Origin of the sequence: Spirobacillus cienkowskii (assembly GCF_037081835.1) — a bacterium.
Lineage (GTDB): Bacteria > Bdellovibrionota_B > Oligoflexia > Silvanigrellales > Silvanigrellaceae > Silvanigrella > Silvanigrella cienkowskii.
The window spans coordinates 1,602,354-1,615,364 of record NZ_CP146516.1 but is presented as its reverse complement, the minus strand read 5'-3'; the positions used below and the strand labels follow the sequence as shown (position 1 = coordinate 1,615,364).

At 27.6% G+C, this 13,011-nt stretch carries 14 protein-coding genes; 12 read left to right on the top strand and 2 right to left on the bottom strand.

Annotated elements, in window-relative coordinates; all coding sequences use genetic code 11:
• Positions 1 to 215: 215 nt before the first annotated feature.
• A complete protein-coding gene (locus Spiro2_RS07065; RefSeq protein ID WP_338634979.1) occupies positions 216 to 1,850 on the top strand; it encodes an ankyrin repeat domain-containing protein in 1,635 nt (544 codons plus the stop codon).
• Positions 1,851 to 2,063: 213 nt separating this feature from the next.
• Here Spiro2_RS07065 and Spiro2_RS07060 read toward each other — a convergent pair whose 3' ends face one another.
• Complete coding sequence (locus tag Spiro2_RS07060) at positions 2,064 to 4,115, bottom strand: alkyl/aryl-sulfatase (RefSeq protein ID WP_338634978.1); 2,052 nt, start codon at positions 4,113 to 4,115, stop codon at positions 2,064 to 2,066.
• 380 nt (positions 4,116 to 4,495) lie between these two features.
• Between Spiro2_RS07060 and Spiro2_RS07055 the strand changes: the two genes are divergently transcribed.
• On the top strand, positions 4,496 to 5,767 hold the full coding sequence (locus Spiro2_RS07055; protein ID WP_338634977.1) for a leucine-rich repeat domain-containing protein: 1,272 nt from the start codon (positions 4,496 to 4,498) through the stop codon (positions 5,765 to 5,767).
• 67 nt (positions 5,768 to 5,834) lie between these two features.
• On the opposite strand, the gene Spiro2_RS07050 is transcribed toward Spiro2_RS07055, so the two are convergent.
• Positions 5,835 to 6,260 (bottom strand): hypothetical protein, encoded by a 426-nt coding sequence (locus tag Spiro2_RS07050; protein WP_338634976.1) that lies wholly within the window; start codon positions 6,258 to 6,260, stop codon positions 5,835 to 5,837.
• 261 nt (positions 6,261 to 6,521) lie between these two features.
• Between Spiro2_RS07050 and Spiro2_RS07045 the strand changes: the two genes are divergently transcribed.
• From Spiro2_RS07045 to Spiro2_RS07000, 10 genes are all read left to right on the top strand, one after another.
• The gene (locus Spiro2_RS07045) at positions 6,522 to 6,791 is read left to right on the top strand and encodes a hypothetical protein (RefSeq protein ID WP_338634975.1); all 270 of its coding nucleotides are present in this window, start codon (positions 6,522 to 6,524) and stop codon (positions 6,789 to 6,791) included.
• 41 nt (positions 6,792 to 6,832) lie between these two features.
• Positions 6,833 to 7,036 (top strand): hypothetical protein, encoded by a 204-nt coding sequence (locus Spiro2_RS07040; RefSeq protein WP_338634974.1) that lies wholly within the window; start codon positions 6,833 to 6,835, stop codon positions 7,034 to 7,036.
• Between the two features lie 112 nt (positions 7,037 to 7,148).
• On the top strand, positions 7,149 to 8,282 hold the full coding sequence (locus Spiro2_RS07035) for a transposase (RefSeq protein ID WP_338634973.1): 1,134 nt from the start codon (positions 7,149 to 7,151) through the stop codon (positions 8,280 to 8,282).
• Positions 8,283 to 8,527: 245 nt separating this feature from the next.
• Positions 8,528 to 9,100, top strand: a complete 573-nt coding sequence (locus Spiro2_RS07030) for a hypothetical protein (RefSeq protein ID WP_338634972.1) — start codon at positions 8,528 to 8,530, stop codon at positions 9,098 to 9,100.
• Between the two features lie 191 nt (positions 9,101 to 9,291).
• A complete protein-coding gene (locus tag Spiro2_RS07025; protein ID WP_338634971.1) occupies positions 9,292 to 9,801 on the top strand; it encodes a hypothetical protein in 510 nt (169 codons plus the stop codon).
• Between the two features lie 14 nt (positions 9,802 to 9,815).
• Positions 9,816 to 10,343, top strand: a complete 528-nt coding sequence (locus Spiro2_RS07020) for a hypothetical protein (protein ID WP_338634970.1) — start codon at positions 9,816 to 9,818, stop codon at positions 10,341 to 10,343.
• A 319-nt stretch (positions 10,344 to 10,662) separates the two neighbouring features.
• On the top strand, positions 10,663 to 11,238 hold the full coding sequence (locus Spiro2_RS07015; RefSeq protein ID WP_338634969.1) for a hypothetical protein: 576 nt from the start codon (positions 10,663 to 10,665) through the stop codon (positions 11,236 to 11,238).
• A 190-nt stretch (positions 11,239 to 11,428) separates the two neighbouring features.
• Positions 11,429 to 11,728, top strand: a complete 300-nt coding sequence (locus tag Spiro2_RS07010; protein WP_338634967.1) for a hypothetical protein — start codon at positions 11,429 to 11,431, stop codon at positions 11,726 to 11,728.
• A gap of 103 nt (positions 11,729 to 11,831) precedes the next feature.
• The gene (locus Spiro2_RS07005; RefSeq protein WP_338634792.1) at positions 11,832 to 12,242 is read left to right on the top strand and encodes a hypothetical protein; all 411 of its coding nucleotides are present in this window, start codon (positions 11,832 to 11,834) and stop codon (positions 12,240 to 12,242) included.
• Positions 12,176 to 12,874, top strand: coding sequence for an IS630 family transposase (locus Spiro2_RS07000; RefSeq protein WP_338637753.1), 699 nt, complete (start codon positions 12,176 to 12,178; stop codon positions 12,872 to 12,874). The genes Spiro2_RS07005 and Spiro2_RS07000 overlap by 67 nt, the downstream gene beginning before the upstream one ends.
• Positions 12,875 to 13,011: the final 137 nt, after the last annotated feature.

The window sequence follows — 13,011 nt, the reverse complement described above, 5'->3', positions numbered from 1 at the left end:
ATCTATTTAAAGCTTGACTTTAAATTTTTACTTGAATATGAAAAATATTATGGTTAATAATGTTAACTATTATTAGATCACACTAAAAATAGATCATTTTATACTTGATTTACTTAGGTTTTATTAAAGATTATCATAAAATTTTAGAATATATAGTTAAATTTATCAAATTTTTAATTTCTATTTAAATTAGCCTTTCCTAAAAGGATACAAATATGCCTAATAATATTTTATCAAAAATCAATGAAAATAATAAAATTGAAAAATATTTTTCAAATCATGAAGTCAACAAGCAGCTTATTTTAGAAAGATTTGGTTTTGAAAAAACCAAGGACTTCTGCTCAGGATTTACTATGCTCTGGCTTATCTGTATGATGAATGAGTTCTTAAAGAATAAGGGTGAATTATTAATAGAGAGTAAACATTTATACTTAAAAGAGTTTTATTCTGAATTAAAAAAAAGTTTAAATGAAGCAAAAACTAAAAATAATAAACTATCTATAAATGAATATTTACAAAAAATCACTCTAAAATGGTTTTATGGAATAATTGAGGATAGAATTTTAAAAGGAACTAATATTACTCAATATTATTGGGAGGATGGCGAGGAAGCTTATCCGGAGGAAAGAAATCCAGATTTTCAAGAAATTACAGATCGTTCCGATCGCAGAGTTCTTAAAAAATTGGCGACAAAATATCCTAAAATATTTCCTAAAGAATTTCCTTTAAATGATATTATTAAATTTGGAAATTATTTGAAAGATCTTTCAAATGATATAAGTTCCAATCTCGTGTTTTTTACAACAGTCGGAATTATAAATAACTGGACAAATGAAGCAAATTTAGTTAATTTTGCAAAAGAAATTTTAAAAATAATAAATAGTTCTAATAATCATGTTTGTATTTTAATCAATACATCTCTTTTTGAAATAGGTATTTTTATATATGATGATAAAGAATATGGATACTATAGAATTTATCTTTACGATCCTAATAATCCAGAACATATAGTGAAAAATATTGGATTGCGTCATGTATTTTCTAATGCTTCTAACTCTATTCATAAAGGTAATAATATTGTAAATTTAACTACTATGATCGCGAAAAAGTTAGGACACGTTTTAAATTCAAGTGCACGAATTAAAAAATATGAACCACAATTTTTATGTTATCAAATTTTTACAAAAGAAAAGATTTTTATACCAGAAAATTTTGATGAAAGAAATAAAAATAATGGATTTAATATTATATTAAATCCAGCTCAGCCAGATGATGTCAACAAATTATTATTTGTTGCAGCAAAGAATAATAATACTCGTTTGATAAGTTATTTGATAAAAAACAAAGCCAATGTTAATTGTGTCATTAATTTAGGACGGAGAGGTCATTTAACTCAACCTAATTTCCTAAGAAAATCTGATAAAAAAGATATAACACCTGTAACAATGGCAAATCAAATGTTAGATTATACCTCAACACCTTTGATAATTGCTGCAGAGAATAATTGTAAAGAAGCTTTTGAATTGCTGATAAAAAATGGAGCTGATATTAATAAAAAAAATTATGATGGCACTACTCCGCTTTATAAAGCTGTACAAAATGGGCATATAGAAATTGTAACATTACTTTTAAACCAAACAGGTATACAGCTAAGTGAAGTTGATCATAAAGGAAATACTGCATTGCATGCAGCAGTAAGAAAAGGATATTTAGATATAGCTGAAATGTTTATGAAATCAAAAAAAGTGAATCCGTCTTCTATGAAAAATAAAAAGGATCAAACTCCATTAGATCTTGCAAAAAAGTACGAAGATTATGAAATGATTGAATTATTATCTACGTCAATTTAAAGCTGAGAAAATTGTTTTTCTAATTAAAAAAAATTGTGATGTTAATTGTATATTCAAAAAATGTTTCTTCAGCAATAAAATAATAGTATGTCAATAGAGACTGAATCCTTTTTGCTGATGTTGCTGTTTGACATTATTTTGGTGTTTTTTTATTAAATAAGATAATATTAATTACCAGTACAATCACAACTGTAAATGAATTTTTTCTAAAGCTTAAAACCCGTTATCAATCTCATATAAATTTTTATTTATTGCTGTTCCTGGTATTAGTTCAAAGTTTAAAGGAAACTTTATTAACGACTTAAATATTTTATTAAAAACCGACACATCTCCAACTAAATGTGCTTTTTTATCAGAAATAAGTTTGTTTAAAGTTGTTTCTCCATTTATAATTTTTTCAAATTCAATTCTATTAATCGTTAATGTGATATCAGGATTTTTTGCTTGAACATTTTGAATATTCGTCAGAGTTGAATTGCTAATTTCTACTATAAATTTTTCTTTTTTATCTGGTATAATTAAATTCATTAGTATTTTTAAGTTATTAATTTTTTTTGTATCTAACATAATTGCTAGGCTATTTAACCACAATGAAGTTGGCATAGAATGACTCATATTACTCATCACGGTTTTTGGTGTATTTCCTGTTGGAATTCCGTGTCTGAGCTCAAAAGCGGCGGCAAGAAAGCTATTGCGCACGCTTGCGCTTTCGTTTTGATAGCCAATTTGCTCGTAACAATCAGCAAGTAAATCTTTAGCTTTAATATTTTGTGGTTCAGCGTATACCAGCTTGTTAAGAGGTTCGATAGCAAATAAATATTTGCCTTCGTTAAAAAGTGATTGTGCTTTGTTTATTATTTTTTCTGCTCCACCCATCATTTCAACATAAAGTGGAGCAGAGTCTTTAGGCGATAATGGGGTAAGATTTGCTGGGTTTGCATCCCAATAACCAAGGTAACGGTTTATTACGGCACGAGAGTTATGGGCTTCGGATCCGTGATAGCTGTGCGCAGCCCATTTTGCTTTTAGGCTTTCTGGTAAAGAAAAAACATTGTGAATTTCATTGATTGTCACTCCTAAATTGGCAAGATGTAACACTCTATTATTTAAGTAGGCATACACATCTCGTTGTGTTCGCATTATGTCTTGAATGCGTGTGTTGCCCCAGCGCGGCCAGGTGTGGGAGGCAAACATGACTTTTGCCCGTTGTCCATAACGATATAAGGCTTGGTTGATATGCTGAGACCATGCAAGAGGATCGCGAACCATAGCGCCTCGTAAAGTATAAATATTATGAATTGTGCTTGTAATATTTTCTGCCGCCCAAAATGCGTTAAATTGAGGAAAATAAGTATTCATTTCTGCAGGGGCTTCGGTTCCAGGAGTGTTTTGAAATTCCATTGTAACGCCATCTATTGTTAACGTTTCAAAATCTTTTTTAATATAGCGAGTGGGAGGAATAAGTCCAACACTTCCAAAAGCCATGTTTTTGCCAATTGCTTGGTCAACATGACCATAGGGATTTCTAGGAAGTAACAAGCCATACTGAAAAAAAAGCCTTCTGTTCATTACATTTCCCGCGTAAATGTTTTCAGAAATTGCATGTTCCATAAAGCCAGAAGGAGCAATAATTGCAATTTTTTTTGATTTAACATCATGATCACCAATTATCCCAAGAACTCCGCCAAAATGATCTGCATGCGAATGCGAATACACAATGGCAACAACTGGACGTTTACCAAGAGTTTTATTGACAAACTCTAATGCGGCATGAGCGGTTTCGGATGTCGTGAGAGGATCAAAGATAATCCATCCTTTTTTTGATTTGATAAACGTCATATTTGCAATATCAAAGCCACGTATTTGATAAATATTATTTGGTACAACCTCATACAGTCCATATGCCATATTAAGAACTGCTTGTCGTTGTAGTGATGGATGGATGCTGGCAAATTTTTGTTGAGATTGGAGTAAAAACTCATAGCTTTCCATATTCCAAACAATGTTGCCATTGTTTGATTTAATTTGTTTGTAGGATGGGGCTGCAATAAAACCTTTTTTTGCTTCTTCAAAATCAAGTTTGTCATCAAAAGGTAGGCTTTCTAAAATTTTTTTTTGCTTTTCAATTGTAAATTTTGAGGGTGTTTTTCCTTTTTTGTCAAAATGGTGTGGTTGAGTATTATTTAAACTATTGGCAGATAAATGATTATCAAGTATAAGTAAAATAATAATAAATAAATTTATTAAAATAATTAAAAATTTCATATAATTTCTCAATTTTACAAAAAAAGTTATGAGCAGTTTTAAATCTGAAATAATTTAAATTATAGTACATTTTTTTTGGGGTATATGAAAGAGTATATTAAATTTTTTAATTTTTTATAATAATTAATAATATTTTTAATTATATTTTATTGTTACTATTGTTTGTTAATATATTTTAAATAATTTAACATATATAGTAAAATTGACAAAAATAAAATTTAAAGTTAAAATCACAAACACTAAGCAAATTATTCTTTTTTATTAATAGTTTGTAATAAAAAAATATTGCTAATATATAATTTTTACGTATCAATAATTAAAAAATTTTTTAATTATTGATAATCCTTTAAATATTGTATTAATTTAAATAAGGAAATCTTATGTTTAAATTCATTGTTAAGCTTACTGTATCTATATTTGTTTTTAATTTTTCATTGCATTCAATGGGATTTGATTTAGATAGTATTACAGAACAAGAGATAAAAAGTGATTATTTTCAGTGCAGAAATTTAAATAATTTTTCTGAGTTTAGAAGTCAGCTAAATAAAAAAAATATTAAAATGTTTTATGATAAATTAATTAGTGATTATTTATCATGCAAGTGGCAAAATTATTTTCATGAAAAAAATGATGTTTTAACAATGCATCAAAATAGAATTGTATATTTAATTCCACAGCGAAATGGTACGAGTATTGGTAAGATTTCTCGCAATCAAAATGAAGAAAAAACACTGGGTGGTGCCACAGGAAATTTAAGTGAATTGAGTGATTTTTACATTAAGCATCAAAATTTAAGATTGCCTGAGGATAACCCAAATTTTACATTTGTAAATAAAAATTCTTCTAACAAAATTTGCAAAAATTTAGAGTTAAAAACAGATGGCAATAAAGTAAAAGGTGTAAAATTTCCAAATCATGTAGTGACTGCAACACCATGTGAATTTGAGATTTATAATAGTGAAGGCAATTTAGAAGGAGAGTTTACTATATTGCTCAATCATACTTACCGCTATTGGTGCCAAGCGGATATCGCTTTATTGCCTCGAAAAACTGCGCATGCAATTGGCTTATGCAATAAGAGTGATCAAGAAATTAAATATACATTTGAATTGTCATTAGATAATAAAAATATATCTGATATCAGTGCGCTAACAGGTTTTTATTCAGTTCATACTCTCGAATTAAATAAAAATAAAATTAGTTATTTACCTCCGCATTTTTTTGATGATATGGCACTTTTAAATCATTTGGATATGAGTGATAATCAATTAAATATATTATATTCTAGTGTTTTTGATAATTTAGTTGGATTAAGGGTTTTGTATTTGAATGGAAATAATTTAAAAAACATCCCTATTAACTTAATTTATAATTTAAAATTTTTGCACGATTTTTCTATAAATTTTGCAGCTAACTCTAAAATTCCAGAAGAATTTTTTAAAAATAGCCAAGATATCTCAATTTTAACTTTATTTGTAGATGATTATAATAAAATACCAGAAAATTTATTTGATTCCTTTGAAAAATTATCCATATTAGAATTGTTTAGTTTGGTTAAAAATCAGGAAATTCCATTGCCAATAGTCAATAAATTGTTAAACTATAAAAAACTTGAAAAACATGCAAATGTGTTTTTTAGTCAAGATTATTAAAATTAATTTGCTTTAAATTAATGATAATATATTTTATAATTTAAAATTTATTTTGATAAGTTATTTTTTAAATATTGCTATTATCATTTATATTTAAAGTTAAAATATGACTAGAAATTGTTTGCTGTGGAATGAGCCAATCGCTTTTTCCAACTAATTTAAAAGAAATTTTATTTTTATCAGAATTAAAGTAATTGTATCCTAAAAATGAATTGCTGGCTATAAATAATAATTCTGGATTATTTTCTGAAAAACACGCAGAGTTAACAATAAATTCGCCATAAGAGTTGTGTTTTAAAATTATATTACCAGTTTGTTTATCTGAAATTACAGATTGTTTAGAGTTGTCATAAATTTTAAAACAATCTAAAAATTTAAATTTATATCCTTTAAATTTAATATCTAAAGGTTTTGTATTTATAAAAATAATATGTGTTTCTTCTGCATAGGCAATCATGTTAAATAAGCAAAAAAGATAAATTACTAATTTCATTAAAAAATCCTTTGTGATAAAGTTGATACAACAAGGCGTTTGCCTCAGAAAATAGTTTTAATATAATTTTTTATTGTCTTTCTATTATTAGTTTAAATGTCTTTAAATTTGACAAGTAACTTTAATTTAATTTTTTCAATGTCTTGGAATTTTAATTTTTAATTTTTAATTTTTTATAAATATCTCATTGACATTTTCAATATCAAATTTTGATTTATTGTTAAATTATGGGGTTACAAGTTTTGGTAATAATCATGCACTGTGACTGTTGGTTCTGATTCTGCTAGTGGTTCTAGCAATATAAATCCGTTTTGCGAAAATCTTGGAGTTTCTGGACTCTATGCTTTTTTAGATTCTTCAGTTTTTAGTCCTGTTATTGGTGCAGAAATTAATTTATTATCTGCAGAATATGCTGAACTAAATTGGCTCAATCAATTGACTGTACACAGGTTTATTCGAATTGCTACAATTGCCAATGCAGGTTTAAAAGTTGCTCCTGTAAAGGATTTTACAATGTTAGTTTTATATTGAGCAACTTTAATAGCCTTATATCAGTTTTTTCAGAAAAAAGTATGGGCTTAGCTGTTGCATACTATAAAAATCAATTTTTGGGTATTTTTGATGCCACATCGATATCAATGCGCATTAATGAGATTGCAGTTAATTTGTATTTTGTGTTTCATTTATCGCAACCGAGCGCAAGACCTCGTTCTTTAGAGCGAGGATATAAGCTCGCTGAAGAGACCACAGCACCAAACGGTGCAAGGTTGAATTGAAAGCCGCACAAAGCAAGCAAAATGACGATAGAAATTTTTTGCTTGTCGAAAGTTAGCTTTACTTGTATTTTTGTTATATAATTTTTTTTTAAGTTAAATGAGTTTGTTCGATTTGATAACAACATATCACTACAGAATTAAAGATTCAGGGAAAGCAAGTAGAGTGCTTTCAAAAATGTCTCGTTCTGTAAATATGGTATGGAATTTTTGCAAACAAACTCAACAAGAAGCACTTAAAAATAAACCTGTTAAGTTAATAGATGATAAAAAATCAGGTGAAAAAGTTTCTATTCCGTATTTTTTAACAAAATTTGAAATGAATAATCTTGTAAGCGGAAGCTCAAAAGAGTTAGAACTGCATTCTCAAACAGTTCAATTTGTCTCTGAAGAATACATCACCCGCAGAAAACAATTTAAAGCACTATTGCGTTGGCGTGGTAAAAAATCTTTGGGATGGGTGCCATTTAAATCATCTGCAATTAAAATAAATAATGGAAAAATATCCTATAATAAGAATGAATTTTCTTTTTGGAATTCAAGAGAACTACCAGAAGATGCGAAAATAAAAACAGGATCATTTTGTCAAGATAAGAGTGGTCATTGGTATTTAAATGTTGCTTTTGAAAGTGATTTGATTAAAATTAACAGAGAAGATGATAAAGAAATTGGCATAGATATTGGAATTAAAACTCTTGCAACATGTTCAAATGGCAAAAAGATAGAACGTCCAAACTTAAGAAAAAATGCTTTAGCAAAATTAAGGTATTTAAAAAGATGCCAAAGGTTTGCACAAAGAAAGCAATCAAAAAGTAAAAAATATCATTCACTTCCCAAAGCAAAACTAGAACGAAAACGACACGTAAAAGTTGCCAATATAAGACAAGACTATTTGCATAAGGAGTCAACAAAACTTGTTAAAAAATGTTCCCTCATTGTAGTTGGTGATGTTCCTTGTAAGTTAATGAATCGCAATAAAAAACTAGCAGGAATATCCCTCGATTCAGGGATAGGGATGTTTAAAAATATGTTGCGTTACAAAGCCGTTAGAGCTGGCGCAATATACAAAGAAATTTCAGAAAGAGATTCAACTCGGACGTGCTCAAAGTGTAGTGAAATACTACCACGGATCGGGCTTGGAGTAAGACACTGGAACTGTGAAAAGTGCGGAGCTGTACACGACAGAGACGTAAATGCTTCAAGAAATATATTGCGAGCATACAGAGCCAGTCGTCCCTATCGGGCATGATAGGCCGACTCATACAAAGAAAAATTCTAGCTAGTTTTTCTTTTGTATCTAGGGAATCCCCTTAATTATTGAGGGGAGGATGTCAAAATTTTATCAGAAGTTATTTTTAAAAACCTTTTCATGAATAGTATTTTTAAATTTTATTTTTTGAACTTGACATGAAAATATAAAACATTTATATAACTCTTTTGATTTTTTATACAAATCTGTAAAAGTATTTGTTATGATGATAAGGGGTTTTATAAATGTCTCTAGTTAAATATGCCGGTTTTTTAAGCGCAATCACTGTTTCTACTGCTGCTTTTGCAGAAGGTTCTGCAACAAATTTAGATCTATTGGGCTCTATGGGTTTTACTCAAAGTACTTTTGTTAATTCAGATGCTCCTAAGTTTAATGGTTACAATCTTGGTGCCTCTGCGTTGTTTGCTGTGAGCGACACTGCTTTTGGCTCGCCAGTTGTTGGGGGTGGAGTAAATTTTGCCCATACTTTTAAAGAAGATATAAGTCTTTTTAAATTAGCGCTTCTTGGTCACGCTGGTTTTAAATTTAAGGCTACCAACGAGCTTGCAATTTTTGCATTGGGCAATGTTGGTTATAATCCTGTATTATTTACGAAAACTAAAAACACTAAAAATGTTGAATTGAACTTTAAAAATTACTCTTATGGTGCAAGCCTAATTGGTATGTATAAAGTGATGCCAGAGATTAGTGTTGGTGCTGGTGCAACTTATAATTTTAATTACCTTAAAAACGAAGTCAATACTCAAGAACGCTTTAACGAGCTTTCTGCAAATGTTTATGTAGCGTATAGTCTATAATAGAATTTAATAGTTAAAAATTACGTTCTTTTAAAAACTCTTCTATTTTTAATAGAAGAGTTTTTTTAATATATTTCTAAAAAAATTGTTTTTTAATCATTTTATCTAAAAAATAATATTTTCTAATTTAATTGAGTTTTTTTTAAATTTTATGTTAAATATTTATAATTTTTTATAAAAGGAGGTTCTTTGTGTATTTATGGAATGTTAAAAAACTTAAAGAGAGCATTGTTGAAAATGGTGTTGCTGAAAAAGATATATTTAAAATTATGTTTTTAATTTCATGTGTTGTTTTTGTTGTCATGTTGTTAGCAGTTACACATTATATAGATTTACGGTTTCTTATTTATCCGCAGAGTTTTATTTCATTGGCTATTTATTTGTTTTGCATATATCTCTGTTTTAAGCAAAATCAACGAGGCGATAATTGCCAATTTTTAGAAAAATTAACAGTACTAAGCCTTGTTGTGGTTTTGCGATTGAGTGTTATTTACGTCCCTATCTTTATTGTTATTAATTATGTATTGCCATCATTTTTTTATAGTGATTTTTTAACTAAAAATAAAGAATATATGGTTTATATTATTGATGGAATACGTGGGTTAAATTTTTTAATTATTATGAATTTGCATTTTAAGTCTTTTTGTAAAGACAGTAAGCTGAAGTCACAGAAATACTCATTATCAACAGTGCAAAATTAAAGGAAATAATTTTTATGTATTTATTTAATATTAAAAAACTAAAAAAAGATATTATTGAGCAAAAGTTAACAGAAAAAGAAAAGTGTAAGTATTTATTTGTTATGATTATTTTGTATTCTTCCTCAATTTTTATAGCTATCAATGAAGTTGATAAATATTATACAGATGCTATTATTGAAATTTGGTGGTTTATATTTGAAATTTTTTTATTAATGATGAGTTATAAATTATTTAAAAAATACAAGAGTAAAGATTTTTTAGGAAAATTTTTAAGCTTGAATTTTGTACTAGGTATTAGATTTTTATTTGTTATTTTTTTATTTTTTGTGTTTTTAAAGATATTATTTGCTATTATGAATGAATTAAAATTTATGTCATTACCTCCTGATTTTAACGCTCTAGATGGGATTTTTTTTATAATTTCATTTTCTTTTATCGGTCTTATCTACTACTACCGCCTTTACATTCATTTAAAAGAAGTTGTGATGTTAGAAAATAACAAAAATGTATCATTGCAACATTTAAGCGCAGATCCATCTTAACAAAGTAAATTTTTAATTCTAACATTAATATTTAACATTAAAATATAACGGTTAATGCTTGTACAGAAATAATCCAATCATTTTTCCTCATAATTTAAAAAAATTTTAGACTTATTAGGATTGAAGTCATTTTATCCTAATAATGCATTGCTAACCAAAAATTATAATTAACTGTTTTTTTGAACTATAATTAAAAACCATAACCAGAAATTTTTTTAATTAATTATTGACAAATATGAATAAGTATAGTTATTATTTTTATTATTATTTTTTATTAAAAATAATAATTTGTTTTTTACTGTTATATAGGAAGTTAAAGATGTCTCTAGTTAAGTATGCCGGTTTTTTAAGCGCAATCACTTTTTCTACTGCCGCATTTGCTGCAGGCTCTGCAACAAATTTAGATCTATTAGGTTCTGTGGGTATTGCGCAAAACACTGTGATTAATTCTACTAACTCTAAGTATAATGGTTACAATCTTGGTGCTTCTGCGTTGTTTGCTGTGAGCGACACTGCTTTTGGTTCGCCAGTTGTTGGGGGCGGAGTAAATTTTTCGCATACAACGAATAAATATGATTGGAGTTTAATTAAATTATCGCTTTTTGGCTATGCGGGTTTTAAATTTAAGGCTACCAACGAGCTTGCAATTTTTGCATTGGGCAATTTTGGTTATAGTCCTCTACTACTTCACAAACATTCAGAAGAATCAGTAGGTCATGGTTACATTAAAAATTACTCTTATGGGGCAAGCTTAATTGGTACTTACAAGGTAACACCAGAAGTTAGTGTAGGTGCTGGAGCCTCTTATAATTTTAACTATCTTAAAATTACTGATAATAAGAGCGATCGCTTTAACGAGCTTTCTGCAAATGTTTATGTAGCGTATAGTCTATAATAGAATTTAATAGTTAAAAATTACGTTCTTTTAAAAACCCTTCTATTGCAATAGAAGGGTTTTTTTATTATATTTCTAAAAAAATTGTTTTTTAATCATTTTATCTAAAAAATAATATTTTCTAATTTAATTGAGTTTTTTTAAAATTTTATGTTAAATATTTATAATTTTTTATAAAAGGAGGTTTTTTGTGTATTTATGGAATGTTAAAAAACTTAAAGAGAGCATTGTTGAAAATGGTGTTGCTGAAAAAGATATATTTAAAATTATGTTTTTAATAACAATTATTTTTTTTATTGTGATGTTGTTAAAATATATGAATTATATTGATATTTGTTTTCTTATTTATCCGCAGAGTTTTATTTCATTGGCTATTTATTTGTATTGTATATATTTCTGTTTTAAGCAAAATCAATGCGCAGATAATTGCCAGTTTTTAGAAAAATTTACAGTACTAATACGCCGTCCACTAAGTTTGTTGGCAACATAGATAACCAAAAATAAATATTTATACGGAAATTGATGAATATTGAAAACAGGATATGCTGCAGTTAACATTCGTACTTTCTTTTATAAAAGGACACTGCAGCACAATGAATAATGTACAACAACTTATGGATGATTTAAAGAGAATACCTCAAAATAAATTAAGTTTTAATCTTTTACGTCGATTATTTATAATTTTTTTATATTCCGTAGGATTTTCTGAAAAAAAGATTGAAACTTTATTATGCCTTTCAAGAGGACGGGCAAATTATTGGGTTTCAAACTATAAGAATAATGGTATTTATTTTTTACTTGATAAACCACGTTCTGGTCGTCCATCCTTTGTAAATAAAGAAGAAGTTGAAATTTTAAAAACTGAAATCATTCAATTAAATTCTGAATTTAATGAGGAAAAAGTTGTTCATGCCCAAATAATAAATAGTATTATAGAATCCAAAACGAAATTAAAAAAAAATTTAGTAAAAGTGGGTTATACAAGTTCCTTCAAAGAACATTAATAAGAAGAGTTGTTCCAAGAACAAAGCATATAAAAAATGACCCAGAAAAAATGGCCGAATGGATTAAAGATTTACCAAATAAAATTAATGAAATTAAAGTAAAAAATCCAGGAAAAAAAATAAACATAGATTTTCAAGATGAATCACGATTTGGACAAATGACAATAAAATCTGGTATTTGGAGTCCTTTCCCAATCAGACCAGAATTTAAAACTCAAATGGGTTATTTAAACTCATGGATTTATGCTACTGCTAACAAAGATACGGGCAAATATTTTGGAATGATATTACCAAATTTAAATGTTGAAAACATGCAAATTTTTATCAATGAGTACTCCAAGACCGTACCTAAGAATGAGCATATTATTATGATACTAGATGGAGCTAGTGCACATAAAAGCAAAAAATTAATTTTACCCCAAAATATATCATTTATTTTTTTACCTTCATTTTCTCCAGAGTTAAATCCAATTGAAAGGTTATGGAGTTATTTTAAAAGGAATCACTTATCATTTAAAATTTATAAAGATTATGAAGATCTCGTTCAAAAATGCTCTAGTGGTTGGAATCAATTAACACAAAAAATTGTCAAGTCAATTATGAATTCAAAACCTAAGGCAAGCTTATGTTAAAAACTTAGTGGACGGCGTATAAGTATTGTTGTTTTGGTGCGATTGAGTATTATTTACACGCCTATATTTATTGTTATTAATTATGTATTGCCATCATTTTTTTATAGTGATTTTTTAACTGCAAATAAAGAATATAT

Bases quoted from the DNA above. Each gene is read 5' to 3' on its own strand.
- Spiro2_RS07015 (WP_338634969.1), top strand. From the start codon at position 10,663: ATGTCTCTAGTTAAGTATGCCGGTTTTTTAAGCGCAATCACTTTTTCT.
- Spiro2_RS07050 (WP_338634976.1), bottom strand. From the start codon at position 6,260: ATGAAATTAGTAATTTATCTTTTTTGCTTATTTAACATGATTGCCTAT.
- Spiro2_RS07060 (WP_338634978.1), bottom strand. From the start codon at position 4,115: ATGAAATTTTTAATTATTTTAATAAATTTATTTATTATTATTTTACTT.
- Spiro2_RS07040 (WP_338634974.1), top strand. From the start codon at position 6,833: ATGGGCTTAGCTGTTGCATACTATAAAAATCAATTTTTGGGTATTTTT.
- Spiro2_RS07065 (WP_338634979.1), top strand. From the start codon at position 216: ATGCCTAATAATATTTTATCAAAAATCAATGAAAATAATAAAATTGAA.
- Spiro2_RS07020 (WP_338634970.1), top strand. From the start codon at position 9,816: ATGTATTTATTTAATATTAAAAAACTAAAAAAAGATATTATTGAGCAA.
- Spiro2_RS07055 (WP_338634977.1), top strand. From the start codon at position 4,496: ATGTTTAAATTCATTGTTAAGCTTACTGTATCTATATTTGTTTTTAAT.
- Spiro2_RS07030 (WP_338634972.1), top strand. From the start codon at position 8,528: ATGTCTCTAGTTAAATATGCCGGTTTTTTAAGCGCAATCACTGTTTCT.
- Spiro2_RS07005 (WP_338634792.1), top strand. From the start codon at position 11,832: ATGAATAATGTACAACAACTTATGGATGATTTAAAGAGAATACCTCAA.